The organism is Microbacterium sp. NPDC055455 (assembly GCF_053619935.1).
In genome coordinates, this window is the sequence record NZ_JBSHLB010000001.1 from 232126 (window position 1) to 256720 (window position 24595).

Annotated in this window: 27 protein-coding genes and 1 riboswitch; of the genes, 10 read left to right on the forward strand and 17 right to left on the reverse strand. The window is 72.9% G+C overall.

The annotated features are described in order from the left end of the window. Window positions 1–63: 63 nt before the first annotated feature. Window positions 64–1698, reverse strand: coding sequence for a DUF4407 domain-containing protein (locus ACWGUG_RS00935; RefSeq protein WP_452323539.1), 1635 nt, complete (start codon window positions 1696–1698; stop codon window positions 64–66). Window positions 1699–1786: 88 nt separating this feature from the next. Then, complete coding sequence (rlmN, locus tag ACWGUG_RS00940) at window positions 1787–3031, reverse strand: 23S rRNA (adenine(2503)-C(2))-methyltransferase RlmN (protein WP_336394403.1); 1245 nt, start codon at window positions 3029–3031, stop codon at window positions 1787–1789. 105 nt (window positions 3032–3136) lie between these two features. Between rlmN and ACWGUG_RS00945 the strand changes: the two genes are divergently transcribed. The 3 genes from ACWGUG_RS00945 to ACWGUG_RS00955 are packed head-to-tail and all read left to right on the forward strand — an operon-like array spanning window position 3137 to window position 5168. Continuing rightward, window positions 3137–3604, forward strand: a complete 468-nt coding sequence (locus tag ACWGUG_RS00945; RefSeq protein WP_336394402.1) for a GNAT family N-acetyltransferase — start codon at window positions 3137–3139, stop codon at window positions 3602–3604. Between the two features lie 32 nt (window positions 3605–3636). Then, on the forward strand, window positions 3637–4275 hold the full coding sequence (locus ACWGUG_RS00950) for a LysE family translocator (protein WP_378880183.1): 639 nt from the start codon (window positions 3637–3639) through the stop codon (window positions 4273–4275). Beyond that, on the forward strand, window positions 4275–5168 hold the full coding sequence (locus ACWGUG_RS00955; protein ID WP_452323540.1) for a Cof-type HAD-IIB family hydrolase: 894 nt from the start codon (window positions 4275–4277) through the stop codon (window positions 5166–5168). Before ACWGUG_RS00950 ends, ACWGUG_RS00955 begins: the two co-directional genes overlap by 1 nt. A gap of 9 nt (window positions 5169–5177) precedes the next feature. Here the strand turns inward: ACWGUG_RS00955 and ACWGUG_RS00960 are convergent, their stop codons facing one another. The 4 genes from ACWGUG_RS00960 to ACWGUG_RS00975 form a co-directional block, all read right to left on the reverse strand. After that, window positions 5178–5585: a VOC family protein gene (locus tag ACWGUG_RS00960; RefSeq protein ID WP_378878585.1), complete on the reverse strand. Its 408-nt coding sequence runs from the start codon at window positions 5583–5585 to the stop codon at window positions 5178–5180. 57 nt (window positions 5586–5642) lie between these two features. After that, entirely contained in the window at window positions 5643–6482 is an 840-nt protein-coding gene (locus ACWGUG_RS00965; RefSeq protein ID WP_336394398.1) for an SDR family oxidoreductase, read from the reverse strand. Window positions 6483–6645: 163 nt separating this feature from the next. After that, a complete protein-coding gene (locus ACWGUG_RS00970; RefSeq protein WP_378878589.1) occupies window positions 6646–7422 on the reverse strand; it encodes an enoyl-CoA hydratase/isomerase family protein in 777 nt (258 codons plus the stop codon). A gap of 9 nt (window positions 7423–7431) precedes the next feature. Continuing rightward, a complete protein-coding gene (locus ACWGUG_RS00975; RefSeq protein ID WP_336394396.1) occupies window positions 7432–8193 on the reverse strand; it encodes an SDR family NAD(P)-dependent oxidoreductase in 762 nt (253 codons plus the stop codon). A 167-nt stretch (window positions 8194–8360) separates the two neighbouring features. On the opposite strand from ACWGUG_RS00975, the gene ACWGUG_RS00980 reads away from it, so the two are divergent. The 3 genes from ACWGUG_RS00980 to ACWGUG_RS00990 are packed head-to-tail and all read left to right on the forward strand — an operon-like array spanning window position 8361 to window position 9980. Continuing rightward, window positions 8361–8711, forward strand: coding sequence for a DUF488 domain-containing protein (locus ACWGUG_RS00980; protein ID WP_452323541.1), 351 nt, complete (start codon window positions 8361–8363; stop codon window positions 8709–8711). Window positions 8712–8751: 40 nt separating this feature from the next. Further along, window positions 8752–9477, forward strand: coding sequence for a phosphotransferase (locus ACWGUG_RS00985; RefSeq protein WP_452323542.1), 726 nt, complete (start codon window positions 8752–8754; stop codon window positions 9475–9477). Continuing rightward, the gene (locus ACWGUG_RS00990; RefSeq protein ID WP_378878595.1) at window positions 9474–9980 is read left to right on the forward strand and encodes an SRPBCC family protein; all 507 of its coding nucleotides are present in this window, start codon (window positions 9474–9476) and stop codon (window positions 9978–9980) included. Before ACWGUG_RS00985 ends, ACWGUG_RS00990 begins: the two co-directional genes overlap by 4 nt. A 68-nt stretch (window positions 9981–10048) precedes the next feature. Here the strand turns inward: ACWGUG_RS00990 and ACWGUG_RS00995 are convergent, their stop codons facing one another. The 3 genes from ACWGUG_RS00995 to ACWGUG_RS01005 form a co-directional block, all read right to left on the reverse strand. Next, window positions 10049–10855: an energy-coupling factor transporter transmembrane component T family protein gene (locus ACWGUG_RS00995; RefSeq protein WP_336394392.1), complete on the reverse strand. Its 807-nt coding sequence runs from the start codon at window positions 10853–10855 to the stop codon at window positions 10049–10051. Then, complete coding sequence (locus tag ACWGUG_RS01000) at window positions 10852–12327, reverse strand: ABC transporter ATP-binding protein (protein WP_452323543.1); 1476 nt, start codon at window positions 12325–12327, stop codon at window positions 10852–10854. Before ACWGUG_RS01000 ends, ACWGUG_RS00995 begins: the two co-directional genes overlap by 4 nt. A 2-nt stretch (window positions 12328–12329) precedes the next feature. Beyond that, window positions 12330–12974, reverse strand: a complete 645-nt coding sequence (locus ACWGUG_RS01005) for an ECF transporter S component (protein ID WP_452323544.1) — start codon at window positions 12972–12974, stop codon at window positions 12330–12332. Continuing rightward, a riboswitch (TPP riboswitch) is annotated at window positions 12965–13076 on the reverse strand. It overlaps the preceding gene by 10 nt. Window positions 13077–13290: 214 nt before the next feature. Between ACWGUG_RS01005 and ACWGUG_RS01010 the strand changes: the two genes are divergently transcribed. Continuing rightward, on the forward strand, window positions 13291–14898 hold the full coding sequence (locus ACWGUG_RS01010; protein ID WP_452323545.1) for a D-alanyl-D-alanine carboxypeptidase: 1608 nt from the start codon (window positions 13291–13293) through the stop codon (window positions 14896–14898). A gap of 44 nt (window positions 14899–14942) precedes the next feature. Here ACWGUG_RS01010 and ACWGUG_RS01015 read toward each other — a convergent pair whose 3' ends face one another. The 3 genes from ACWGUG_RS01015 to ACWGUG_RS01025 are packed head-to-tail and all read right to left on the reverse strand — an operon-like array spanning window position 14943 to window position 17621. Then, the gene (locus ACWGUG_RS01015; RefSeq protein ID WP_452323546.1) at window positions 14943–15356 is read right to left on the reverse strand and encodes an RbsD/FucU family protein; all 414 of its coding nucleotides are present in this window, start codon (window positions 15354–15356) and stop codon (window positions 14943–14945) included. Between the two features lie 14 nt (window positions 15357–15370). Beyond that, complete coding sequence (locus ACWGUG_RS01020; RefSeq protein WP_452323547.1) at window positions 15371–16318, reverse strand: aldo/keto reductase; 948 nt, start codon at window positions 16316–16318, stop codon at window positions 15371–15373. Between the two features lie 7 nt (window positions 16319–16325). After that, a complete protein-coding gene (locus tag ACWGUG_RS01025; protein ID WP_336394386.1) occupies window positions 16326–17621 on the reverse strand; it encodes an enolase C-terminal domain-like protein in 1296 nt (431 codons plus the stop codon). A 134-nt stretch (window positions 17622–17755) separates the two neighbouring features. On the opposite strand from ACWGUG_RS01025, the gene ACWGUG_RS01030 reads away from it, so the two are divergent. Then, a complete protein-coding gene (locus ACWGUG_RS01030; RefSeq protein WP_452323548.1) occupies window positions 17756–18616 on the forward strand; it encodes a fumarylacetoacetate hydrolase family protein in 861 nt (286 codons plus the stop codon). Next, window positions 18613–19374 carry an SDR family NAD(P)-dependent oxidoreductase gene (locus tag ACWGUG_RS01035; RefSeq protein ID WP_336394384.1) on the forward strand — a complete coding sequence of 254 codons (762 nt, stop codon included), beginning with the start codon at window positions 18613–18615 and terminating at the stop codon, window positions 19372–19374. The genes ACWGUG_RS01030 and ACWGUG_RS01035 overlap by 4 nt, the downstream gene beginning before the upstream one ends. Before the next feature lie 134 nt (window positions 19375–19508). Here ACWGUG_RS01035 and ACWGUG_RS01040 read toward each other — a convergent pair whose 3' ends face one another. Then, window positions 19509–20357, reverse strand: coding sequence for an amidohydrolase family protein (locus ACWGUG_RS01040; protein ID WP_452323549.1), 849 nt, complete (start codon window positions 20355–20357; stop codon window positions 19509–19511). A gap of 75 nt (window positions 20358–20432) precedes the next feature. Between ACWGUG_RS01040 and ACWGUG_RS01045 the strand changes: the two genes are divergently transcribed. Then, window positions 20433–21110: a FadR/GntR family transcriptional regulator gene (locus tag ACWGUG_RS01045; protein ID WP_336394382.1), complete on the forward strand. Its 678-nt coding sequence runs from the start codon at window positions 20433–20435 to the stop codon at window positions 21108–21110. A gap of 8 nt (window positions 21111–21118) precedes the next feature. Here ACWGUG_RS01045 and ACWGUG_RS01050 read toward each other — a convergent pair whose 3' ends face one another. From ACWGUG_RS01050 to ACWGUG_RS01065, 4 genes are read right to left on the reverse strand one after another with little or no spacing between them, the layout of a single operon-like run. Next, entirely contained in the window at window positions 21119–22045 is a 927-nt protein-coding gene (locus tag ACWGUG_RS01050; RefSeq protein WP_452323550.1) for a DnaJ domain-containing protein, read from the reverse strand. A gap of 45 nt (window positions 22046–22090) precedes the next feature. Further along, the gene (locus tag ACWGUG_RS01055) at window positions 22091–22660 is read right to left on the reverse strand and encodes a hypothetical protein (protein ID WP_336394380.1); all 570 of its coding nucleotides are present in this window, start codon (window positions 22658–22660) and stop codon (window positions 22091–22093) included. After that, complete coding sequence (locus ACWGUG_RS01060; RefSeq protein ID WP_378878615.1) at window positions 22657–23478, reverse strand: LssY C-terminal domain-containing protein; 822 nt, start codon at window positions 23476–23478, stop codon at window positions 22657–22659. The genes ACWGUG_RS01055 and ACWGUG_RS01060 overlap by 4 nt, the downstream gene beginning before the upstream one ends. 18 nt (window positions 23479–23496) lie before the next feature. Next, window positions 23497–24570, reverse strand: coding sequence for an enoyl-CoA hydratase/isomerase family protein (locus ACWGUG_RS01065; protein WP_452323551.1), 1074 nt, complete (start codon window positions 24568–24570; stop codon window positions 23497–23499). Window positions 24571–24595: the final 25 nt, after the last annotated feature.

Genomic DNA, 24595 nt, shown 5'->3' on the forward strand with positions numbered 1-24595 from the left:
CGACATCGCGCATTCGCGTTCACCGAGAGCGGAACGGGCCCGCCGGATCGCGCGCGGCGGCGCTCAGGCCTCCGCGCCCTGCGCGATGCCGGCTCGCTCGCGCCAGCTGCGCGCCGTGACCCGGTCGAGGGCCACCTGCCGGCGCAGCGCGTCGGCCTTCTCGTACAGCGACGGGTCGCCGTAGCTCGTGAGCACCTTCACGATCACGGGCAGCAGCTCGATCATGAAGAACAGCACGGCGATGAGCAGGTGCGCCCACTTCAGCGTCGGCTCGCGCTCCCCCAGCCGCTCCAGGGCGCCGATCTGGCTCAGCAGGCCGACCGCGCCGGCGTTGCCGCTCGCGATCTCCGCCGCCCGGGCGTCGTACGCGGCGAGCGCCGCCTGGTACTGCTCGCGGGCAGCCGGCAGCTCGTCGCGCGCCTGCTGCTTGTTCTGCTCCTCCGACGCGCTCGCGGCGGCCGTGCCCGACGCCTGGGCGTCGGCGAGGTCGGCCTGGGCCGACCGCAGCTTCGCGGCGAGGTCGTCGTAGGAGGCCTGCGCGGCGGCCAGCTGCGCCTCGGCGGCCTCGGAGCTCGCCCCCTCGCCGGCGACGCCGCTGCAGCCCGCGACCTCGCCGGCGCCCTGGCCGTTGATCTCGCACTGGTAGATCGCCCGCGCCTGGTCGATCACCTGCTGCTGCTCGGCGAGCTTGGCGGTGAGGTCGTCGACGGACGCCTGCGCCGCCGCGGCGGACGCGGTCGTCGTCTCGGCGCCGTCGACGACGCCGGTCGCCGCCTGGCTCTCCAACGCGGCGACCCGCTCGCTCGCGGCGTCGAGCGCCTGCCTCTCCGGGCCCGAGGTGACGGCATCCTGATCCGACTGCGCCTGCGTGATGTTGGTCGCGTTCACCTCGCGTGCGATGTCGTTCTGGAAGATCTGCAGCACGAGGGGCTCGGCCACGACGATGCCGATCACCGCCGCCATGATCACACGAGGGATCGCGAGCCCGATCAGCCGCCACACGTTGTGCGTCGAGCGCATCGTCGAGGTGAGGAAGCGGTCGAGGTTGAAGATGATGAGCGCCCACACCAGTGCGAGCGGCACCGCGACGAAGGCGGCGATCCGCACGCCGGTCACGAGCGCGAAGTACATCGAGATGGCCGAGACCAGCGCCGTCCCGGCGAGCACGAAGAACATCTGCACGAAGCGGGGCGTCTCGGTGGGCACCTCGTCGAGCACCGAGCCCTCCGCTCCGCCGAGCACGGCGAGGCGTCGCGCGGCGGAGGTCCGCTCGCGGCGGCGCTGCGCGCGCGGGGAGCGGGTGACGGGGACGGATGCCTCCGCCGCCGGCTCGGCGACGTCGGCCGCCGCCGGCTCCGGCGCCTCAGGCTCCGGCGGTGCGGGCGTCCCCTCGGGCGCAGGCTCGTCCACGGCGCCCCACTCGCCGACGGCCGGCTGACGCTCCGGCGTGGTCCGCGGGGCCTCGACCGCGACGGGCTCGGTCGGGCTCATCGCGAAGGAGTCCTCGAGCAGGCGCGTCTCGGGGAACGGGTCGTCCGGGCCTCCGCCGTCCTCGCGCCCGCCGTCCTCACGCGCGCCGGCGGCGTGCGCGGCGCGGACGTCGTCGAGGTACAGCTCCTCGGCCTGATCGGCCGGCGCGTCGAACTCGATGCGGCCGTCGGAGCCGAATCGGCCCGGCCGGTGAGCGGAGAAAGACATCCGGACACCCTAGACAACGCAACCTGGACGCCAGGTGGAAGACCCTCGTCGTCGAGCGGATGCCGCGGCCCGCGGCATCCGGAATCCGTCACACCTCGAGCGGGGTAACCGCGGCGACCGCGGCGTCCTCCTCGGTGGCGACCAGCTGGCCGCAGGCGCCGTCGATCTCCTTGCCGCGGGTGTCGCGGAGAGTGGTCGGGATGCCCGCGTCGTTGAGCCGCCGCACGAACTCGTTCTGCACCGGCACCTCGGACGCCGTCCAGATGGAGCCGGGGGTCGGGTTGAGCGGGATCGGGTTCACGTGCACCCAGCCGCGCCCGCGGGCGTTGAGCTTCTCGGCCAGGAGGTCGGCGCGCCACGCGTGGTCGTTCATGTCCTTGATGAGCGCGTACTCGATCGAGACGCGTCGTCCGGTCTTGTCGAAGTACGCACGGGCGGCGTCGAGGGCCTCGTCGACCTTCCAGCGGGAGTTGACGGGGATCAGCTCGTCGCGGAGCTTGTCGTCGGGCGCGTGCAGCGAGAGCGCGAAGGTCACCGGGATGTCCTCGTTCGCGAGCTTCGTGATCGCGGGCACGAGTCCGACCGTCGACACGGTGATGCCGCGAGCGCTCATGCCGAGGCCGTGCTGCTTGTCGGTCATGACACGCACCGCCTGCATCACCCGCGCGTAGTTCGCCAGCGGCTCGCCCATGCCCATGAACACGATGTTCGACACTCGTTCGGCGGAGTGATCGGTCTTCTTCTTGCCGCCGAGTCCACCCTCGGCGATGAGGCGGTTGGCGCGCACGATCTGCTCGACGATCTCGGCCGCCGACATGTTGCGGGTGAGGCCCGCCTGCCCGGTCGCGCAGAACGGACAGTTCATGCCGCACCCGGCCTGGCTCGAGACGCACAGCGTGATGCGGCCCGGGTAGCGCATGAGCACCGACTCGACGAGCGCGCCGTCGTGCAGCTTCCACAGGAACTTGATCGTGTCGCCGCGATCGGTCTCGAGGCGCCGCACCTCGGTGAGGAGGGAGGGCACCATGCCGTGCACGAATTCGTCGCGGCCCTCGGCCGGCAGGTCGGTCATGTCGGCCGGGTCGTGGGTCCAGTGCTGGAAGTAGTGCTTCTCGAGCTGCTTCGCGCGGAAGCCCGGCATCCCGAGCTCCTTCACCTTGGCGACCCGCTCCTCGGGAGTGAGATCGGCCATGTGCACCGGGGGCTTGCCGCGCTTGGGACTGGCGAACTGCAGGAGCGGCCGCCCCTCGGCATCCTTCTTCTGGGTCCACCCCTCGGTCGCTGGGCGCACCTGCTTCGGCTTCGTGGCGCGGACGGGGGAGGACTCGGTCATGGGTTCCAGGGTAGGCGACGACGCCTGGACGGATGCCGATGCCCGATGCCCGATGACGCCGTCAATCCCCCGCACGCCGGCGCAGCGCCTGGCTAGCGTGGCCGCATGGACGATCTGACCGTGCGCCCCATCCGCCCCGACGACGCCGGCGAGGTGATGACGCTCCAGCGCGCCGCGTTCGTGCAGGAGGCGCTGATCTACGGGACGCCCGAGATGCCGCCGCTGACGCAGACCCTCGAGGAGGTCGAGTCCGAGCTGCACGAGAACATCGGGTGCGTCGCGCTGGACGGGCCCCGCATGGTGGGCGCCGTGCGGGCACGCCTGGACGGGTCACTGCTGCTCGTCGGGCGCATCGCGATCGCGCCGGACCGGGCCGGCGAAGGCATCGGCACGACGCTGCTGGCCGCCGTCGAGCGTCGCGGGGCGGAAGCGGGCGCGACCGAGGCCGAGCTGTTCACCGGGTCGCTCAGCGAGGCGAACCTGCGCCTGTACGAGCGCGAGGGCTACGTCGAGACCGAGCGCGTCCAGGGCGACGACGGCACCGAGCAGGTGTTCCTGCGCAAGCGGCTCTGAACCGCCCGGCGGAGAAGGCTAGGGTGTGCACCGTGGTCCCCCTCGAGAACCTGCTCGCCTTCACGCTCGCCGCGCTGGTGCTGATCGTGATTCCGGGCCCGAGCGTGCTCTTCACGATCGGGCGCGCACTCGCGCTCGGGCGCGTGGGCGGCCTGCTGAGCGTGCTCGGCAACGCCCTCGGGCTGCTGCCGGTCATCGCACTCGTCGCGCTGGGCGTGGGCGGCATCGTGGCGCAGTCGGTCGTGCTGTTCACGATCCTCAAGATCGCCGGCGCGCTGTACCTGGTGTACCTCGGCATCCAGGCGATCCGGCACCGCGACCGGGCGGCGGCGGAGGCCGACGGCGGCGTCCTGCCCCGCTCGGCGTGGCGTCAGCTGGGCGAGGGCTTCGTGGTGGGCGTGACGAACCCCAAGACCATCGCGTTCTTCGTCGCGGTGCTCCCCCAGTTCGTCGACCTCTCGACGGGCTCCGTGCCGCTGCAGATGATCGTGCTCGGCCTGGTGTTCTTCGCGATCGCGCTCGTCTCCGACGCGATCTGGGCGCTGATCGCCGCGGGCGCCCGCGGCTGGTTCGGGCGATCGCCGAAGCGGATCGCGCGGCTGTCCGCGACCGGCGGCGGCCTCATGATCGGCCTCGGCGGCATCCTCCTCCTCACCGGGAACGAGCACTGATGACCACTCCGACAGGCTCAACGGCCGCCGACGCGACGCGTCCCCACCGGCGGCGGATCATCTTCCTCGATGTCGACGGCACGATCCTCGAGCACGGATCGCATGTCGCCCCCTCGACCGGCGACGCCGTGCGCGCCGCCCGCGCGGCCGGGCACCTCGTCTACCTCAGCACCGGGCGCTCCGCCGCCGACATCCACCCGAATGTCGCCGAGATCGGCTTCGACGGCGCGGTGACGAACTCCGGCGCCCTGGTCGTCTCCGGCGACGAGGTCGTCATCGACCGCCCGCTCCCGCGCGAGGCGACGGAGCGCCTGTTGGCGGCGATGCGCAGCCGCGGCATCCGCTTCTTCCTCCAGACCCGCGACGGCGTCTACGCCAGCGATGACATGGCCGAGCTCATGCGCGACTATGCCGCGGCACTGGAGGCCCGCGAGGCCGCGGGCGGCGAGGTGCGCCCGGAGGACTCGCTGGTGGGGCTGGCCCAGCGCACCTTCCCGCCGATCGAGGAGGCCGACCTCGGCCGCATCGACAAGGCGGTGTTCGTCAGCGACCACGAGGACGGCCTCGAGCAGCTGCGCGCCGACCTCGGGGACAGGTTCCTCGTGGTGCCGGGCAGCATGCCGCTGCCGGGCGGCTCGAACGGCGAGATCAACGAGCGCGACACGACCAAGGGCTCCGCGATCGAGCTGCTGCTGGACCGCCTCGGCATCGACGCCGCCGACGCCGTCGCCGTCGGCGACAGCTGGAACGACGTCGAGATGTTCCAGGTGTGCGGCGTCGCGGTCGCGATGGGCAACGCCCACCCCGAGCTCAAGGCCCTCGCCGACTTCGTCACCACAGACGTGCTCGACGACGGGATCGCCAACGCCTTCCGGCGCCTGGGCCTCATCTGACCGCTCGCGTCACGCCGGCGGCGCTGCGGGCGGCTCGGGCGGCTCGTCGGGCGGCTCGGCGCCGAGGTTGACGAGGTTGCCGGCGGGGTCCCGCACCTGCGCGACGCGCTCGCCCCACGCCATGTCGGCGGGCGGCTGCTCCGCGCGACCGCCGGCCGCGAGCCAGGCCGCATAGGTCGCGTCGACGTCGTCCACGTAGAACCACAGCGCGACCCGGTCGCCCACCGAAGGCGGCAGCGCGTCGAGGTCGCGTCCGATGCCCAGCGACACCTCGCCGATCTGGAGCGAGACGTAGTCGTCCTCGTCCCCGCCGGCGAAGCGGTAGGGCACCGAGGCGCCGAGCGCGGTCTCGTAGAACCTCACGAGGCCCGGAAGGTCTCGCGCGAGCAGGATCGGGAACAGGCTCCGTACCGCCATGGAGCCACCCTACGTCGGCCCGGTCGGCCCGGAAAGGCGGTGCGGGCCGACCCGGCGTCAATCGAGGAAGATGTCGGGGAAGAGCTCCGAGTCGGGGGTTCCCGGGACGGCGGCGTAGCCGGAGAAGTCGGTCACGCCGGCCGCCTCGAGCACGTCCTCGACGATGAGCGTCTGGCCGGTGTACGACCGCGACGGCTTGGTGAAGATCTCGTACGCGGCGTCGGCGTAGATCTCGGGGGTCCGGCTCACCTTCATCATGCGGTCGCCGCCCAGGGCGAACTTCACCGCGGCCGTGGCGATCGTGGTGCGCGGCCACAGCGTGTTCGCGGCGATGCCCGCGTCGGCGAACTCGGCCGCGAGCCCCAGCGTCGCCATGGTCATCCCGTACTTCGCCAGCGTGTAGCCGGTGTGCCCGCCCAGCCACTTCGGCGACAGGTTGAGGGGCGGCGAGAGCGACAGGATGTGCGGGTTGGCGGCATCCTTCAGGATCGGCACCGCGGCCCTCGACAGCATGAAGGTGCCGCGGACGTTCACGTCCTGCATGAGGTCGTACTTCTTCGCGTCGAGATCGAGCGAGCGGGACAGGTCGATGACCGAGGCGTTGTTCACGACGATGTCGATGCCGCCGAACTCCCCCTGTGTCTTGAGCACCGCCTCGGTGACGTCGTCGTCGTTGCGGACGTCGCCGACGATCGGCAGCGCCTGACCGCCCGCCTCGCGGATCTGCTCCGCGGCCGAGTGCACGGTGCCCTCCAGCTTGGGGTGCGGGGTGTCGGTCTTGGCCAGGAGTGCCACGTTCGCGCCGTCGCGGGCGGCGCGCAGGGCGATGGCGAGCCCGATGCCGCGGCTGCCGCCGGACATCAGGATGGTCTTGCCGGCGAGGGGCTTGTCGCTCATCTCGGGGTCCTTTCGGGTCGCACTTCCGTCGAGATCGTGTGTTCTCGGCGAGCTAGCACGTTGTCGGCGTCGATGACGTGGTCGTTCGGCGAGGTCGCGGTATCTCGACGGTGTTTGGGTGGGGGCGGATCAGGGGCGGGGGCGGGTCTGGGGCGGGGTGGGGTCAGGGGCGGGATTTGGCGGATGCCGCGGCGAAGGCGGCGACGCGGGCCTTCGACTCGTCGGTGTCGAAGCGGGCGCCGATCGAGGCCGCCTCGTCGTCCAGGTTGTCGGCGAAGGATCGTCCGGCTCCGGTGCGCACGAGACGCTTGGCCTGCCCGAACGCACCGGTCGCGCCGTCGAGCCAGAACCGGGCGACCGCCTCGGCCCGCGCCGCGACCTCGCCCGCGGGCGCGACCTCGGTGACCAGGCCCCAGTCCAGCGCGGTGGCCGCGTCGATCGTGAGGTCCTGGAGCAGCAGCTGCAGGGCACGACGCTGCCCGACGGCGGCCGGCAGCAGCGTCGAGACCCCCAGGTCGGGCGTCAGGCCGATGTTGGCGTACTTGCTGACGAACTTCGCCTGGTCGGACGCGACGATGTAGTCCGCCGTCAGCATGAGGCCGAGGCCCCCTCCGGCGACCGCGCCCTGTACGGCGGCGACGATCGGCGTGGAGGATTCGGCGAAGGTGCGGATGCCGTCGTGGATCGTGTGCGCGGCAGCCGTGACGTCGGCACCGGAGGCCCCCGACGTCGCCATCTCGAGCACGTCGCCGCCGGCGCAGAAGGCCGGGCCGGCGGCATCCAGGATGATGGCTCCGACCGAGTCGTCGGACGTGAGCTCGTGCGCCACGTCGCGCCAGCGGCCGCCCATCTCGAAGCCCATGGCGTTGAGGAAGGCGGGCCTGTTGAACGTCACGCGCGCCAGGGCGCCGTCGCGGGTGACGAGGATCGAGTCGCTCATGCGGTCTCCTTACTTCGGCGCCATGCGGATGGCGCCGTCGAGGCGGATGGTCTCGCCGTTGAGGTAGCCGTTGTCGACGATCGACATCACCAGACGCGCGTACTCGTCCGGCCTGCCGAGGCGGTTCGGATACGGCACCTGCTCGCCGAGGGAGTCCTGCGCGGCCTGGGGCAGCGAGGCGAGCATGGGGGTCTCCATGATGCCGGGGGCGATCGTGACGACGCGGATGCCGTACCGCGCGAGCTCGCGCGCGATCGGCAGGGTCATCGCGTGCACGCCGCCCTTCGACGCCGAGTACGCGGGCTGACCGATCTGTCCGTCGAACGCCGCGACGCTCGCCGTGCTGACGATGACGCCGCGATCGCCGTCCGCGGTGGGATCGGTCCTGGCCATGACGGCGGATGCCTGAGCGATGACGTTGTAGGTGCCGACGAGGTTGACGCGCACGATCCGCTCGAACGCGTCCAGCGGCGTCGGGCGGCCCTCGCGGTCGAGCACCTTGGCCGGCGGCGCGATGCCGGCGCAGTTGACCACCACCCGCAGCGGAGCGGATGCCGCCGCCGTCGTCACCGCGGCCGCGACCTGCTCCGGGTCGGTGACATCGGCGGGGGCGAACGACCCGCCGAGCTCGGCGGCGACGCCGGCCCCGGCGGAGGTGGGGAGGTCCACGATCGTGACGAGGGCGCCCGCCGCGGCGAGGCGCCGTGCGGTGGCGAGGCCCAGCCCGCTCGCGCCGCCGGTGACGAGGGCCGAGGCATCCGTCAGATCCATGGATTCTCCTTCGAAGTCCGGAATGTCGCGAAACCGCGTACCAGCATACGCGGGACTGAGTATCAGCCGCGACGCTGGGAGGCCGCCGCCCCCAGGCTAGTCGTGCGACCGCCGATCGGTCACGCCGCGCGGTGGCGCGGCCGCGGCGGGCGGGGTTGACTGGACGGGTGGAGATCCGGCTCAAGCGCGTGTACGAGGACCCCGACCCGGACGACGGGTTCCGCGTGCTGGTGGACAGGCTCTGGCCGCGCGGGCTGACGAAGGAGCGCGCCGCCCTCGACCTGTGGGCGAAGGAGGTGGCGCCCTCGACGGACCTGCGCAGGGAGTTCCACCACGGCGACCTGTCGTGGGCGGACTTCGAGACCGCCTACCGCGCCGAGCTCGACGGCCCCACGCGCACGGCCGTCGCGTCGCTGCGCGCGGAGCTGGCCGCCCACCCGGCCGTGACACTGCTGCACGCCGTCGCCGACGAATCCCACAACCACGCGCTCATCCTGCGGGAGGTCCTCGGGGCCTGACCAGGGAGGTCCTCGAGGCCTGACCCGGCAGGATGGGAGGGTGTCGATCCCGGGCGAAGACGTCGTCGTGCCGCCACGTGTGCGCCTGCTCGCGGGCGGGACCCGCACCGTGCCGGTGTGGCGCAACGACTACGGCGGGGTGACCTTCCGCACCGACGACGGCCGGTACATCAAACACGGCCCGCGCAACGCCGAATCGTCCTTCGCCGGCGAGGCCGAGCGGCTCGACTGGGCCGTCGCCCGCATCGCCGTGCCGCGCGTGCTCGAGGTCGGCGGCGACGACACGCACGAGTGGTTGGTGACGACCGCACTCCCCGGTCTCTCGGCCGTCGACCCTCGCTGGGTCGCCGATCCCGCGACCGCCGTCCGGGCGGTCGGCGAGGGCCTCCGGGCCCTGCACGACGCGCTGCCGGTCGCGGACTGCCCGTTCGACTGGGGTGTCGCCGGGCGCATCGCGAATGCGGCGGGGCGCGGCATCCGCGTGCCCGATGCGCTGCGCGAGCCGCCGCCGGTCGACCGTCTCGTCGTGTGCCATGGCGACGCGTGCTGCCCCAACACGCTCATCGGCGACGACGGCCGGTGGGTCGCCCACGTCGACCTGGGGACGCTCGGGGTCGCCGACCGCTGGGCGGACATCGCCGTGGCGTCGATGTCGACGGCGTGGAACTATGGCGAGGGATGGGAGGACGCCCTCATCGAGGCGTACGGGGTCGCCCCCGACCGCGAGCGCCTGTCGTACTACCGAGACCTCTGGAACGCGACATGACCGAAATCACCGGCACCGTCTGCAAGATCGACGGACACCCGAACCTCGTCATCCTCCGGCGGTTCCGGGCGACCGCCGATGCGGTGTGGCGGGAGCTCACCGAATCCGAGCGCCTCGAGCGCTGGATCGGCCGCTGGGAGGGCGATCCGGCGTCCGGCCGCGTGACCTTCTACATGACCGCGGAGGGACAGGAGCCGGAGCCGGAGGAGTACACGATCCTCGAGTGCGATCGCCCGCGGCGGTTCTCCGGCGACACGTCGCAGGGCAGCGGCTCGTGGCACCTGTGGTTCGAGCTCGCGGAGGACGTGCCAGGAGACACCGTGCTCACCTTCGGGCAGCGCCTGAATCCCAGTGAGGACGTGGGGTCGATCGGCCCGGGCTGGGAGTACTACCTGGACCGGCTGGTGGCGGCGCAGGCGGGCCTGGATCCCGACGAGGTCAGGTGGGACGACTACTTCCCGGCGCTGCAGCCGGCGTACGAGAGGCTCGTCGCCGCGGACTGACGCCACGGACAGTCGCCGCGGACTGACGCGGCGGGCCGCCCGATCGGATGCTCGCCGCCGACCGGGTGTCAGGACCACACGAAGCGGAAGGTGCCGACGGCCACCGCGGCGCCGATCGCCGCGGCCATGATCGCCACACCGCCCGCCAGCGCCACGGCGTCCCGTGCGTGCAGGCGCGACGGGCGCGACCACGTGCGCGGGATGCCGGACCCGAAGCCGCGTGCCTCCATCGCCATCGCGAGCTTCGTGCCGCGGCGGACGGCGAACACCAGCAGCACGAACGCCATGGAGAGGAAGCGGCGGACGGCACCGGTGTCGCCGACCCCGCGCGCGCGGCGCGCCAGCTGCATGCTGCGCCAGTCGTCGAGGAAGAGCCCCAGCGTGCGGGTGCCGGCCAGCACGCCGAGCACGAACCGGCTCGGCAGCTTCGCCACCTGGGCGAGCGCGTCGGCGAGCTCGGTGGGGTCGGTGCGCCCGAAGAGGAGGATGGTGGGCAGCGCCAGCGCGAGCACCCGCAGGCACACCGCGACGGCGAGGGCGATCGAGTCGTCGCTGATCGTCGCGTACCAGAACGACCAGTGGACGGTCCCCCCGGGCTCGGCGTACAGCAGCATGCTCACCCCCGCGACCGGCGCGAAGACCAGGACCGGCAGCATCCGCATCAGCACGGTCACGACGGCGAGGCCGGTGAGCGGGATGCAGACGAGCTGCAGCGCGATCGCGACGAGCGAGCTGGTGACGTCGATCGAGGCGAGGAGCGGCACCGACAGCAGCAGCGCGAGCACGATCCGGGTGACCGGGTTGACGCCGTCCAGCCACGCGCGCGCCTCGGCGGTCGCCTCCGGGACGCCCTCGCGCGCCTCGACCGCGGTCACGGCCGAGCTCCTGCCGGGACGGGGGCGCCGAGCTCGATGCGATGGCCGCCGAGGTGGCGCAGCACGTCCTCGTCATGGGTGACGGCGACGACCGTCGTACCGGCGGCGATCTCGGACTGCAGCAGCTGCACGAGCTCGATCCAGCCGCGGCGGTCCTGCCCGAAGGTGGGCTCGTCGAGCACGATGACCGGCGGCGCGTCGGCGAGCACGGTGGCGACCGACAGCCGGCGCTTCTGCCCGCCCGACAGCGTGAACGGGTTCGCCGCGGCGAGCGGGGCGAGGTGCAGCCGCTCGAGCAGCTCGTCGACGATCACGTCGACGGCCGCCGCATCGACGCCGCGCGAGCGCGGGCCGATGGCGAGCTCGTCGCGCACCGACGAGGCGAGGAACTGGTGCTCGGGCTCCTGGAACACCGTGCCGATGCGGGTGAGCAGCTCTCGCGACGTCCAGCGCGACGGGCGGCGCCCCGACCGCCCCGCCAGCTCGGGGGCCGCGACGACCTCCCCCGCCGCCTCGGGCAGCAGCCCTGCGAGGGTGAGGGCGAGCGTGGACTTGCCGGCGCCGTTGGGCCCGGTGATGGCGGTCGCCGCGCCGCGGGGCACGGTCAGGTCGAGCCCGGCGCGCACGATCGACCGCCCGTCCCGCGAGAGGGAGAGAGCGGATGCCGCCAGCGCCGCCGCCGCGTCGGGCTGAGCGGGGGGCAGCACGGGCAGGTCGACGGGCATCCCCGGCACCCAGACCCCCGCGGCCGCGAGGTCCGCGCCGTGACGGGCGAACACGTCGGCCGGGGTGCCGTCGGCGAGGAGTCCGCCGTCCGCGCCGACGACGATGACGCGGTCCATGAGATCGGCCCACACCGCGGTGCGGTGCTCGATCACCACGAGCGTGGCGCCCGTCTCGGCCAGCACCCGCTCGACGCTGGCGCGCACCTCGCGCACCCCGTCGGGGTCGAGGTTCGCCGTCGGCTCGTCCAGCAGGAGCACGCCCGGGCGCATCGCGAGCACCCCGGCCAGCGCGAGGCGCTGCTTCTGGCCGCCGGAGAGCGCCTTGGTGGGCCGGCCGAGCGGGACGCGCAGCCCCACCGCGTCGAGCGCCTCGCTCACGCGCGCCGGGATCTCGGCCGCCGGCACCCCGAGGTTCTCGGGCCCGAACGCCACATCGTCGCCCACCTTGGCCAGCACGACACCGGCGTCGGGGTCCTGGAGCACCAGGCCGACCCGCCCGCGGTGCGCTTCGGCACGCTCGCCGTCGATGAGCAGCGAGCCGGTCTCGTCGCCCTCGTCGGCGCCCCCGAGGAGTCCCGCCATCCCGGCCAGCAGCGTCGACTTGCCCGCGCCCGAGGCGCCGAGCAGCAGCACGCGCTCACCCGACTCGATCGTGAAAGCGACGTCGCGCACCGCCGGCGCGCGCCGCCCGGCGTAGCGCCACCCCCAGCCCGCCGCGGTGATGCGGCCGGGACGGGTGCCCGGCATCGTCAGACCTCGCGGCGCGCTTCGCGTCCGGCGGCGAAGCGGCTGAGCGCGCCGGTCGCGGCGAGCGCCCGCACCGCGAGCCAGCCGACGAGCCCGGCCAGCAGCGCGCCCGAGACGATGAGCGAGATCAGGTAGATCGTGTTGAACTCGAGCGTCTTGAGGATGTTCGGCGAGCTGCCGTAGAACAGCTCGAACACCCACGCCCCGACCGCGGCGCCGACACCGGCCAGCATCGCGACCGGCAGCGTGAAGCGCCGGTAGAGGAAGAGTGCGAAGACGAGCTCCGCCCCGAGTCCCTGGACGAGCCCCGACAGGAGCGTGGAGACCCCCCACACGTTGCCGATGAGCATCGAGACGATCGCCGCGATCACTTCGACGAGCAGCGCCGCACCTGGCTTGCGGATGACGAGGCCGCCGATGACACCGCCGATCAGCCAGATGCCGACCGCCAGGCCGCCGAGGCCGGGTGTGAGCCCGTCCATCGCGGTGAACCAGGCGTAGCCGACGGTGTTCCAGGCCCAGAAGACGAGGCCGATGGCGACGCCGAGGACCGCGGCGACGACGATGTCGACGACGCGCCACCGCAGACTGCGGGTGGTCGCCGAGGTGGCCGCAACGGGGGTGGATGCGGACGTGGATGCGTGCATGTGAACTCCTCCCTGCGCCGGCATGATCCGGATCAGGTTCGACGGTCGAAGCGTGGTTCGCTTCCTCTCAGCCCGGCTCACCGGACTCCCGTGGTCGTATGGCGAGTATACCGCCGCCATGACGGGTATTTTGGGGTGCGTGACCCCCGATGACGTTCCCGCACCGACGCGCCGTGCGCATCGGACGCGGTCGAGGGCCGTGCCGGGCGGGTCCCCCGAGGATCCGGCCGACAGCGGGACGCTGACCATGCCCACCGGCGGCGCGGCCGATTCGTCGCACCCCGGAACTCACACGGCGCCCGACGAGGTCCCGCTCGTGCCCGCGACGATCGCGACCGTGCCCCTCGGCGGCGCCACGGCCGTCGCGGCGCCGACGGTGCCCGTCTTCGAGCCGCCCGGGACCACGCTGACCCCTCCCCTCGGGGGCGCCGTCGCCGCTCTCGAGTCGAGCGGACCCGCCGCGGCCGCTCAGCCGAGCGGACCCGCCGCGGCCGCTCAGCCGAGCGAACCCCCCGCGGCCACCGAGCCGGGCCCGCCGACGGGCGACCCGGTCTCCGCCGAGGCCGCGACCGCGACCGCGACGGGAGGGCGGACCGCGCTTGCGTGGGTCGATGACACGACGCTCGCCGCGGGCTCGACCCCGGGCGACCTCGTGGCCGCGTCGACGCCGTACGTCGCCGTCGAGCCGAGCCTGCTCGCCGACCCGCCGCGCCAGTCGCCGCTGCGTCCCGGGGTGCTGGTGCCGACGCTGGTGATCGCCGGCCTGGTCGGCGCGTACTCCGCGACGACGCTGCTGTGGCCCCTGCACGCGGTCGCGCCGACGGTCACCGCGATCGAGGTGCAGCCTGAGGCGGCACCCGCGGCGGTGCCGGTCTGGCCCGCCCAGGGCAGCGCGGCGGCCGCGGTCGGCGGCATCCCGGGCCTCCTCACGTCGTCGCCCGACCCGTCCGCCATCGCGAGCATCACGAAGGTCGTGACCGCCCTGGTCGTCCTCGACGAGATGCCGCTCGCGCTCGGCGAGACCGGCCCCGAGTTCCGCTTCAGCGCCTCCGACAACTACCGGTACTGGCAGTACCGCGCCCGCGGCGAGTCGGCGCTCGACGTGCCCGTGGGCGGCAGCCTCACCGAGTACCAGATGCTCGAGGGCATGCTCATCGGCTCGGCGAACAACTACGCCGATCGCCTGGCGCAGAACCTGTGGCCGTCCGACGCCGTCTACGCGGCGGCGGCGACCGAGTGGCTGGCCGCGCACGGCGTGACGGGCGTCCAGGTCGTCGAGCCCACCGGGATGGATCCGCGCAACAGCGCCTCACCCGAGGCTCTCATCACCCTCGCGCAGAAGGCCCTCGCCCACCCGGTCATCGCGGAGATCGTCGCCAAGCAGTCGACCGAGCTGCCGGGCGCGGGCCTCGTCGAGAACACCAACGAGCTGCTGGCGGACCCGGGGGTCGTGGGGATCAAGACCGGCACGCTCGACGAGTGGAACCTGCTGTCGGCCAAGGACGTCGCGATCGGCGACACGACGGTGCGCCTGTACGCCTCGGTGCTGGGCCAGCCGGACGACGAGTCCCGGCTCGCCGCCTCGCGTGCGATCTACTCCCAGCTCGAGCAGGAGCTGCAGCTGAAGCCCTCGGTGACGGCGGGGACCGTCGCCGGCATCGTCGAGACGCGCTGGGGCGACGACGTCGACGTCCTCACGGCCGGCGACGCGTCGGTGGTGCTGTGGAACGGCGGCACGGGCGCGGTCGCGACCACCTACGACCTCGGCGACGCCCGCGACGAGGGTGACGTGGTGGGCTCGCTCACCGTGACCGGCCCGCTCGACGACGCGACGGTGGATCTGCGCCTGGCGGAGGAAGTGCCAGACCCGTCGCCGTGGTGGCGCCTCACTCACCCGCTGGATCTGTTCGGGCTGAACGACTGACGACAGCGCCGAGCCGCCGGCTGGCATCGGCCGGGTGCCGCCGCTCAGGCGGAGAGATGTCCCACGACACCCTTGCGCAGCAGGGCGTTGCCGTACTTGCGCGTCTCACCCGTGCGCACGACGACGTAGGCCTTCTTCGCCAGCTCGTAGTAGTCGAACCGGTCGACGTAGCGCGGGGCGTCGGTGCCGGCGGCCGCGGCGAGCTCGCGCTGCACGTCGAGCACCTCGCCGTCGGCCGACGCCATGAGGTCGAGCGCCGGCGCGTCGTCGAGCGGGAGCACCGTGCGCACCGCCGCGACGACCTGCGGCGTCGTCGTGCCGGGGAGGTCGACGACGCGGGTGCCCACCGCCCACGCCGGGAAGTGCGCGTCGGCGACCACGATCGCATCGGAGTGACCCATGCGGTCCAGGTGCAGCAGAAGCTCGCCGGTGAGCAGGCGGTCGATGCCCTCGAGCATGAGGGGTCCTTTCGTCAGCGGATGAGTCCTTCGGCGGCCAGATCCTCCCACAGGCCCGCGGGTATGCCGACCTCCATCAGCTCGGCGTTGCGCCGCAGCTGCTCCGGGCGGCTCCCGCCGACGACGACCGAGCGCACCGCCGGGTCGCGGAGCGGGAACTGCACCGCCGCGGCGGGGAGGGCGACGCCGTGCGCCCGGCACACGGCGAGGAGGCGCTGGAGCCGGTCCCACAGCGCGTCCGGCATCCGTCCGTACTCGTACCGGTCGTCCCGGCTCGGCTCTTCCTTCGCGAGCAGGCCGGAGTTGAAGACGGATGCCGCCACCACGCCGGTCCCGCGGTCGTGACAGGCCGGCAGCACCGCGTCGGCCGCGGGCTGCTCCAGCAGCGTGTACCTGCCGGCGATCATGATGACGTCGAGATCGGCCTGCTCGACCGCAGCCGCCAGCGCGTCGGCGACCATCGAGCCGATGCCGATCGCGGCGACGGCGCCGTCGCCGCGCAGCTGCTCGAGGGCGGGGAACCCCTCGCGCAGCGCCAGCTGGAGGTCATGCCGCTCGGGATCGTGCAGGTAGAGGATGTCGACGCGGTCCAGTCCGAGCCGCTCGAGCGACTCGTCGAGGCTCGCGCGGATGCCGTCCGCTGAGAAGTCCCACTCGCGGCGGACGGTTGTCGGCACGTGGAAGTCGTTGGCGAGGTCGAGCCCGCCGTCGTCGTCCGGGTTGGGACGCAGCAGCCGTCCCGCCTTGGTCGAGAGGACGAACTCGTCCCGGGGCTTCGTCCGCAGGAACGCGCCGAGGCGGCGCTCCGAGAGCCCCAGGCCGTAGTGGGGCGCGGTGTCGTAGTAGCGGATGCCGCTCTCCCACGCCGCGTCGAGGATCGCCCACGCCTGATCGTCGGTGACCTCGCGGAACAGGTTGCCGATGTTCGCCGCACCGTAGCCGAGGCGGGGCAGCGCCGGCACCCGGGACTCAGACGGCCGCACGGGCGACCTCCCACTCGTAGGCCGCGCGGCTCTCGGCCTTCATCTCCATGCCGGCGCCGGGTGCGAGCGGGGCCATGTACGCGCCCCCGCGGATGTCGGTCGGCACGACGAAGTGCTCGTGCAGGTGGTCGACGTACTCGATCATGCGGCCGTCGCGGGTGCCGCTGACGGCGACGAAGTCGAACATCGACAGGTGCTGCACCGCCTCGCACAGTCCCACGCCGCCGGCGTGCGGGCACACCGGCACACCGAACTTCGCCGCCAGCAGCAGGTTGGCGATGTTCTCGTTGACACCTGCCACGCGGACGGCGTCGATCTGCATGACCGACAGCGCCTCGGCCTGCAGCAGCTGCTTGAAGATGACCCGGTTCTGGGCGTGCTCGCCGGTGGCGACGCGGATCGGGGCGACGCCGCGGGCGATCTCCGCGTGGCCGATCACGTCGTCGGGGCTCGTGGGCTCCTCGATCCAGGCCGGCCGGAACTCGGCGAGCGCGTTCACCCACGCGATGGCCTCGGACACCTCCCACCGCTGGTTGGCGTCGATGGCGATCGGGAAGTCCGGCCCGCAGACCTCGCGGGCGACCCGGAAGCGGCGGATGTCGTCCTGCAGGTCCGCGCCCACCTTGAGCTTGATCTGCCCGAAGCCGTCCGCGATCGCCTCGCGGCACAGCCGGGCCAGCTTCTCGTCGGAGTAGCCGAGCCAGCCGGGGCTCGTCGTGTAGGCCGGGTAGCCGGTCGCCAGGAGCTCCTGCTCGCGCTGCGCCCGGCCGGGCTCGGCGGCACGGAGGATGGCGAGCGCGTCCTCGGGCGTGAGGGCGTTGGTGAGGTAGCGGAAGTCGACCAGTCCGACGATCTCCTCCGGCGACATCCTCGACAGCAGCTGCCACAGCGGCAGCCCCGCGCGCTTGGCCTTGATGTCCCACAGCGCGTTGACCACCGCGCCGATCGCCATGTGCATGACGCCCTTCTCCGGGCCGAGCCAGCGCAGCTGCGAGTCGCCGATGAGCTCGCGGTTGGTCGCGCCCATATCGTCGAGGAGAGGCTCCAGCTCGCGTCCGACCAGATGCGCGGCGAGCGCGTCGAGCGCCGCGACCTGCACGTCGTTGCCCCGGCCGATCGTGAAGACGAAGGCGTGACCGGAGACGTCGTCGGCGGCATCCGTCACCACCCGCAGGTAGGCGGCGGAGTAGTCGGGGTCGGGGTTCATGGCGTCGGAGCCGTCGAGGCTCAGCGACGTCGGGAAGCGGATATCGGTCGTCTCGAAGGCGACGATGCGGCTCACGGGGCGGCTCCTGAATGTCTGGATCCGCTGTTACGGACCGCTCGCAGTGTAAACATCGGATGTCTATACTGTCAATCACGCCCCGCGGACCACGACGGCACGGACGCCGCCCCGCACGAGAGTTCAGGAGAGCAATGAAGTTCGCGCGCCTCGGCGAGCCCGGAAGCGAGATCCCCGTCGTCCTCGACGGCGACCGTCACCTCGATCTGCGCCCGCTCACATCCGATGTCGACGGCCGATTCCTCGCCGACGACCCCGTCGGCCGCACGTCCGCGGCGATCGCCGAGGGGCGGCTCCCGGTGCTGGCGGGCGCAGACGCCCTGCGTGCCGGCGCCCCGATCGCCCGGCCGAGCGCCGTCGTGTGCATCGGCATGAACTACGCCGCGCACGCGGCCGAGTCCGGCTCCGCGCCGCCGAGCATGCCGGTGATGTTCCTCAAGACCCCCAACACGGTGGTCGGCCCGTACGACCCCGTCACGATCCCGCGCGGCAGCGAGAAGACCGACTGGGAGGTCGAGCTCGGCATCGTGATCGGGCGCCGCGCCGCCTACCTCGACTCGGCCGCCGACGCCGCGGCGCACATCGCCGGCTTCGTCGCCGCGAACGACGTGTCGGAGCGGACCTTCCAGCTCGAGGTGTCGGGCGGGCAGTGGTCCAAGGGCAAGTGCGCGCCCGGCTTCAACCCGACCGGGCCGTGGCTGGTCACCCCCGACGAGGTCGACCCGCAGGCGCTCCGCCTGCGCAGCCGCGTCAACGGCGAGCCGCGCCAGGACTCGTCGACCGCCGACATGATCTTCCCCGTCGACCACATCGTGTTGCACCTGTCGCAGTTCCTGACCCTCGAGCCCGGCGACCTGGTCCTCACCGGCACGCCCGAGGGCGTCGCACTGTCGGGGCGCTTCCCCTACCTCGCCCCAGGCGACGTCGTCGACATCGAGATCGAGGGCCTCGGCGCGCAGCGCCAGGAGTTCACAGCGTGGGAGGCGGCCCGATGAGCGCCTCGCAGCTGGACGGCCTGGTCGCCGTCGTGACCGGCGGCGCGTCGGGCATCGGCGCCGCCATCGCCGCGACGCTCGCCGATCAGGGTGCCGAGGTCGCGATCCTCGACCGCGACACCTCGGGCGCCGACCCCCGGTTCGCCGCCTTCGCCGCCGATGTGTCCGACCGCGCCGCGGTCGACCGCGCGGTCGCCGAGGTGGGCGAGCGGTTCGGCCGCATCGACATCCTCGTCAACAACGCCGGCATCGGCGCGCAGGGCGACATCGCCGCCAACGACGACGAGGAGTGGGCGCGCGTCCTGTCGATCAACGTCACCGGCATCGCGCGCGTCACCGCCGCCGCCCTGCCGTGGCTGCGCCGGTCCCCCGCGGCCGCGATCTGCAACACCTCGTCGATCGCAGCGACGGCGGGCCTGCCGCAGCGCGCACTGTACAGCGCCTCGAAGGGCGCCGTGCTGTCGCTGACGCGCGCCATGGCCGCGGACCACGTGCGCGAAGGCATCCGCGTCAACGCCGTGAACCCCGGCACGGCCGACACGCCGTGGGTGGCCAGGCTGCTCGACAGCGCGCCCGACCCGGCCGCCGAGCGCGCCGCCCTCGAGGCGCGTCAGCCGCACGGCCGCCTCGTCTCGGCGGGCGAGGTCGCCGGAGCGGTGCTGTACCTGGTGAGCCCCCTGTCCGGCTCCACCACCGGCACCTTCATCGAGGTGGACGGCGGCATGTCGGGACTCCGGCTGCGCCCCGCGCAGTCCTGAAACCGTCCCGACAGGTCAACCGGGCCTCCACAGGAGGGAATCCAGGCGAAACGTCCTGCAGAGCCCCGGTTGACCTGTCGGAGAGGTGCGAGAGACGGGCGGTGACGCCCGGGCGCACGGCACGCGCGGGGCGGTCACGCCAGACGGTAGACGCGTTCGGCGTTGCCGGCGAGCACGGAGTGACGGCCGTGCTCGCCGACGCGCTCGTCGAGCCACGTCGTGACCGTCTCGGCCCAGCGCCCGTACGGGCCCGAGACCGGCCAGTCGCTTCCGAACAGCAGGCGGCCGGGCCCGAAGGCGTCCAGCGCCACGTCGAGGAACGGCGTCAGCTGGGCGGCCGCCCACGCGCCCTGCGCCTCGGCCGGGAGCCCCGAGAGCTTGCACACGACGTTGGGACGGCGGGCGAGGTCGCGCAGCGACTGGGCCCACGGTGTCCCGTCGGCGGGGTCCGGCGCCTCGGCGGACCCCACTTCGGGCTTGCCGAGGTGGTCGAGCACGATCGTCAGCTCGGGCACCGCGTCGGCCAGCTCCACCATGTCGGGCAGCTGCGTCCAGCGCACGCACGCGTCGAAGACGAGACCGGCGGATGCCACGGCCCGCGCCGATTCGCGGAACCCCGGCGTCGCCGAGAACCCCGCCGGCTCGGACTGCAGCAGTCGCCGAACGCCGACGACGAGAGGTCGATCGGCATAGGCGGCGAGGTGCTCGCGCGTCGCCTCCGGGTCCTCGAGCGGGGCGCGGGCGACGATGCCGCTCACCCCGACGCGGCCGGCCAGCGCCGCGACCCAGTCCACTTCGGCGAGCGACTGCTCCGGCGCGCACTCCGCCTGGACGAACACGAAGCCGTAGGCCGCATCCGGCGCCTCGGCGATCGCCGTGTCGAGCTCGGCGGGCCCGAATGATCGGAGGAGCGGCCCCTCCAGCCAGTCGTACGACAGGACCGCGGGGTCCCACAGATGGAGGTGTGCGTCCACGACTCGCATGTGCCCCATTCTGCCGTGCACGGGCACGGGGTGCGGCATCCGCCCGCGATGACATCCGATGTCTATGATGAACGCGTGGCCGTCACCGACGAAGCGATCGAGAAGATCAAGGACATGATCGTCCGCGGCGAGCTCTCGCCGGGATCGCGACTGCCTCCCGAGAAGGACCTCGCCGAACGGCTCGGCCTGTCGCGAAGCTCCATGCGCGAGGCCGTGAAGGCGCTCGAGGTGATCCGCGTCCTGGACGTGCGCCGCGGCGACGGCACGTATGTCACGAGCCTCGAGCCGAAGCTCCTCCTCGAGGCCATCTCGTTCGTGGTCGACCTGCACGACGACGACTCGCTGCTGGAGATCTTCGCCGTGCGGCGCCTGCTCGAGTCGCACGCGACCGGGCTCGCGGCCCAGCGGGCCGACGACGACGACATCGCGGCCCTCGACGCGGAGATCGGCGCGATGGCGCCCGACACCGACATCGAGTCGCTCGTCGAGCACGACATGCGATTCCACAGCGAGATCGCGCGGCTCGCGGGCAACACCTACCTCGAGAGCCTCCTCGAGAGCCTCACGAGCCAGACGGTGCGCGCCCGCGTGTGGCGCGGCCTCACCCAGGCCGGCGCGGTCGAGCGCACCCTCGCCGAGCACCGCGCGATCCTCGACGCGATCGCCGACCACGACATGGAGCTCGCCGTCTCGACCGCGCAGGTGCACATCGCGGGCATCGAGCGCTGGCTGCGGCAGGCGCGCGACGCCTGAGCCGCCGCCTACGCGAAGCGCACCGTCTGCTGCAGGCGGGTGCGGTAGTCGAACACCTCGTTGCCGCCGATGTCGCGGGCGCCCGTGATCCCGCGGCGGAGCACGGTGCTGAGCGCACTGCGCGAGGTCACCGCCACGCGCACGCCGCGCACCTTGCCGATCTCGACGATGGGATCGAGCACGTCCTCGTCGGGCAGCACGACGATCGCGCCGCTGAAGCGCACGCCGGCCGCACGCGAGACCACCCGCATGCGGCCGAGCAGCTCGGCGATCGGGGCGCCGGGGACGCCGTCGCCCACGAACTCGCCGCGCCGGATCGACACCGGCCCCCCGAAGTCCTCCGAGAGCACGCCGTACAGCCCGCTCGGCCCGAGCACGATGTGGTCGATCTTCGCGTCGGGGTCGGCGTCCCGTCCGGCGGCGGCGACGTCGTGCCAGACGGTGTAGCCCATGCCCAGGTCCGCCACGATGCGCGCGGTGGCCTCCTCGGCGAGCGCGTCGGCGAGGAGGCGGCGGAGGCCGACCGGCGCCGAGCGCACGAGCGCCGGGTCGTACGGATCCTCGACGGTCACGCCGCGACCGGCCCACTCGCGGATGAGCGTGAGGTACCGCTCGCGCCGCCAACCGCCGGGGTGCCCGTAGGAGCGGGCGCGAGGCCGGGTGTCGGTGCGCGCCGCGGGCGGGCGCCACTCCGACCATTCCGGCGCCGCCGTCTCGCCGAAGCCGTGGCCGCGGTCGTACGCCGCGCGCGCCTCGGGCGTGCCGACGAGCTCCCACGCGCGCTGCACCTGGATGAACACGGCCGCGTCGCCGCCGGTGTCGGGATGCGTCTGGCGCAGCCGCAGGCGGTACGCCCGGCGCAGGGTCTCCTCGTCGACACCGGGGTCGACCGCGAGCACCTCGTACGCCGACGCCGAGAGCGGACTGTCGAACACGCATCCTCCCCGCAGGTTCCGCCGCGCCCCGCGGCGGGACTCAGGTTACGACACGCCTGCCTGGACGGGCTCCCAGCGATGCTCGTTGCGTCGCGCGTAGGCGGCGGCGCTGCGGCTGGACAGCGCGAGGAGGACGAGGATGTCCAGGCTCAGCGACACGAAGGTGCTGTCCAGCGTGATCTCCTGCCCCTGCACCCACCACGCGAAGAAGGATGTGCTGATCGAGCCCACGGCGATGACCATGACGACGACCCGCGCCCAGTTGTGCCCGCGGTACACCAGGATCGCCAGCAGCAGGTCCATGAGCAGCACGGTGCCGCCGGCGGCGAGCAGGAACCACAGCGCCGCATGCGTGCCCTCCGGGGACGGGTCGAAGCCGTCGAGGACGATGTCGGGATCGGCGATGATGCCCTCCCAGCCGATCGCGAGGCTGCCGAGGACCACGACTCCTGCGACCACGCGCAGCAGCACGAGCGCCGTGCCGGCGATGATCGTCGCAGGGCGGGGCATGTCGGGGTCGTAGCCCGTGGGCTTGAGCAGCCGCCCCGGCGGCTCGAAGGCGGGGCGCTTGTTCGGCGCCGGCGGGTGCTCCGGCGGCGGTGTCGACGCGCTCACGAAGTCACCTCCTGGATCGCCCGGACGTCCACGATCGGCAGGTCGCCGTCGGTGCGGATGCTGTCGCCGCCGCCGTTGCGCGCGTGATAGCCCGTGGCGAAGTCGGCGATGACGTCCACCGCCACGCGGGGGTCGGCATCCGTCACCGTCCGGACGATGTGATCGCGCTCGACATCGGTGTCGGCGTCGATGCGGTGGGTGACCTGGAGGGTGAACAGCGACAGCCCGACGCTCGTGTCGAAGGTGCCCGCCGCCAGCCAGTCGACACGACGTCCGCCCGGCAGCAGCCAGCCGTCGGGGCAGCGCCAGAACCGCACGTGGTGACGCTGGGAGGGATTGCCGTCGACCTCCTGCTGGTAGGCGAAGTCCTGCTGGCGCCCGAACAGGAACAGCGGGCTCACCGGAGCCTCGTCGTAGCTGCGCCGGGCGAGCGTCGACGTGATGATCCGCCACGACGACTGCAGGGTCACGGGCTCGGCGGGCGTCCAGCCCGCCGCCCGCATCGCCGCCTCGATCTGCTCGCCGGTGCCGAGGAACGCAAGGTTCACGGGGTCGCCGAGCAGGCCGTCGCTGGTGCGCGTCCGACCGATGAAGTAGTCGGGCACGTAGATGGTGGTGAGGATGCGGTGCAGCCGCGGCAGCACGAGATACGCCAGCAGCACCCAGAACGCGATGAAGAACGGGATGCCCCACCATCCGACCTGGAAGGTCTCGGTGAAGCTGAGGTAGGCCAGCCACAGCGCCGCCATCCCCGCGAAGACGAAGAAGAACCAGTCGATCGCGACCCCCAGGGAGTAGGCGCGTCGCCGGCTGCTCATGATCCCCCCGACGGTCCTTCAGCCCCAGAGCGGCACGTCGGGACGGTGGGCGAGAGCGGATGCCGCGAGATCCGGCGGCAGGTCGGCCACGGTCGCCGGCTGCCAGCGCGGCGAGCGGTCCTTGTCGATGACCTGCGCCCGGATGCCCTCGGGCAGGTCGGGCTGCGTCGTGGCGAACCACATGACCAGCCCGTACTCCTGCTCCAGAGCCTCTCGGAGGCCGGGCAGCTTCCGGGCGGCGCGGATGGCGGCCAGGGTGACGGCGAGCCCGGTCGGCGACAGCTCGCCGAGGAGGTCGGCGGTGGCGGATGCCTCGGGCTCGGGCCGGGCCCGCAGCCGCTCGATGATCCCGGCGACGGTGTCGGCGGCGAACGCGTCGTCGATCCAGGCGCGCGCGTCCTGAAGCCCGGACGGGGCCGGCGTCTCGTCGAAGAGGAGCACCAGTTCGGTCGGCGTCGACGGATCGGCCCGCGTCTGGAGCGCGTCTCGCAGCGCGTGGAGGTGCTCGTGGGGAACGAGATGGTCGGCGAAGCCGGCGTAGATCGCGTCCGAGGCGTCCATCACGGCGCCGGTGAGCCCGAGGTACTCCCCCACGCGGCCCGGGGCGTGCGCGAGCAGCCAGGTGCCGCCGACGTCCGGTGTGAAGCCGATGCGGGTCTCGGGCATCGCGAGCTTCGAGCGCTCGGTGACGATGCGGATGCCCGCGTGCCCGGCGACGCCGATGCCGCCGCCCATCGTGATCCCGTCGGCGACCGCGACGAACGGCTTCGGGTACTCGGCGATGCGGGCGTTGAGCGCGTACTCCTCGCGGAAGAACAGCGCCGCATCCTCGACGCGCCCTCCGGTCACCTGCTCGGCCAGTCCACGCACGTCGCCGCCCGCGCAGAGCCCGCGCTCTCCTGCGCCGTCCAGGAGCACGGCATCCACCTGGCTGCTGTGCTCCCAGGCGTCGAGGGTCTCGTGCAGGCGGCGGACCATGTCGAGGTTCAGGGCGTTGATCGCCCGCGGGCGATTCAGAGTGAGGCGACCGAGACCGCCGCTCGCCCTCACCAGGACGGGCGGCTCGGGTGCGGCGTCGACGGGGTCGGTCACGGTCGCAACGTTACCGGGCGGGCGA

What these genes read in the sequence shown, in the direction of transcription:
- ACWGUG_RS00935 (WP_452323539.1), bottom strand. Translation starts at nt 1,698, where the DNA reads ATGTCTTTCTCCGCTCACCGGCCGGGCCGATTCGGCTCCGACGGCCGC.
- rlmN (WP_336394403.1), bottom strand. Translation starts at nt 3,031, where the DNA reads ATGACCGAGTCCTCCCCCGTCCGCGCCACGAAGCCGAAGCAGGTGCGC.
- ACWGUG_RS00945 (WP_336394402.1), top strand. Translation starts at nt 3,137, where the DNA reads ATGGACGATCTGACCGTGCGCCCCATCCGCCCCGACGACGCCGGCGAG.
- ACWGUG_RS00955 (WP_452323540.1), top strand. Translation starts at nt 4,275, where the DNA reads ATGACCACTCCGACAGGCTCAACGGCCGCCGACGCGACGCGTCCCCAC.
- ACWGUG_RS00960 (WP_378878585.1), bottom strand. Translation starts at nt 5,585, where the DNA reads ATGGCGGTACGGAGCCTGTTCCCGATCCTGCTCGCGCGAGACCTTCCG.
- ACWGUG_RS00965 (WP_336394398.1), bottom strand. Translation starts at nt 6,482, where the DNA reads ATGAGCGACAAGCCCCTCGCCGGCAAGACCATCCTGATGTCCGGCGGC.
- ACWGUG_RS00970 (WP_378878589.1), bottom strand. Translation starts at nt 7,422, where the DNA reads ATGAGCGACTCGATCCTCGTCACCCGCGACGGCGCCCTGGCGCGCGTG.
- ACWGUG_RS00975 (WP_336394396.1), bottom strand. Translation starts at nt 8,193, where the DNA reads ATGGATCTGACGGATGCCTCGGCCCTCGTCACCGGCGGCGCGAGCGGG.
- ACWGUG_RS00990 (WP_378878595.1), top strand. Translation starts at nt 9,474, where the DNA reads ATGACCGAAATCACCGGCACCGTCTGCAAGATCGACGGACACCCGAAC.
- ACWGUG_RS01000 (WP_452323543.1), bottom strand. Translation starts at nt 12,327, where the DNA reads ATGCCGGGCACCCGTCCCGGCCGCATCACCGCGGCGGGCTGGGGGTGG.
- ACWGUG_RS01005 (WP_452323544.1), bottom strand. Translation starts at nt 12,974, where the DNA reads ATGCACGCATCCACGTCCGCATCCACCCCCGTTGCGGCCACCTCGGCG.
- ACWGUG_RS01015 (WP_452323546.1), bottom strand. Translation starts at nt 15,356, where the DNA reads ATGCTCGAGGGCATCGACCGCCTGCTCACCGGCGAGCTTCTGCTGCAC.
- ACWGUG_RS01030 (WP_452323548.1), top strand. Translation starts at nt 17,756, where the DNA reads ATGAAGTTCGCGCGCCTCGGCGAGCCCGGAAGCGAGATCCCCGTCGTC.
- ACWGUG_RS01035 (WP_336394384.1), top strand. Translation starts at nt 18,613, where the DNA reads ATGAGCGCCTCGCAGCTGGACGGCCTGGTCGCCGTCGTGACCGGCGGC.
- ACWGUG_RS01040 (WP_452323549.1), bottom strand. Translation starts at nt 20,357, where the DNA reads ATGCGAGTCGTGGACGCACACCTCCATCTGTGGGACCCCGCGGTCCTG.
- ACWGUG_RS01060 (WP_378878615.1), bottom strand. Translation starts at nt 23,478, where the DNA reads ATGAGCAGCCGGCGACGCGCCTACTCCCTGGGGGTCGCGATCGACTGG.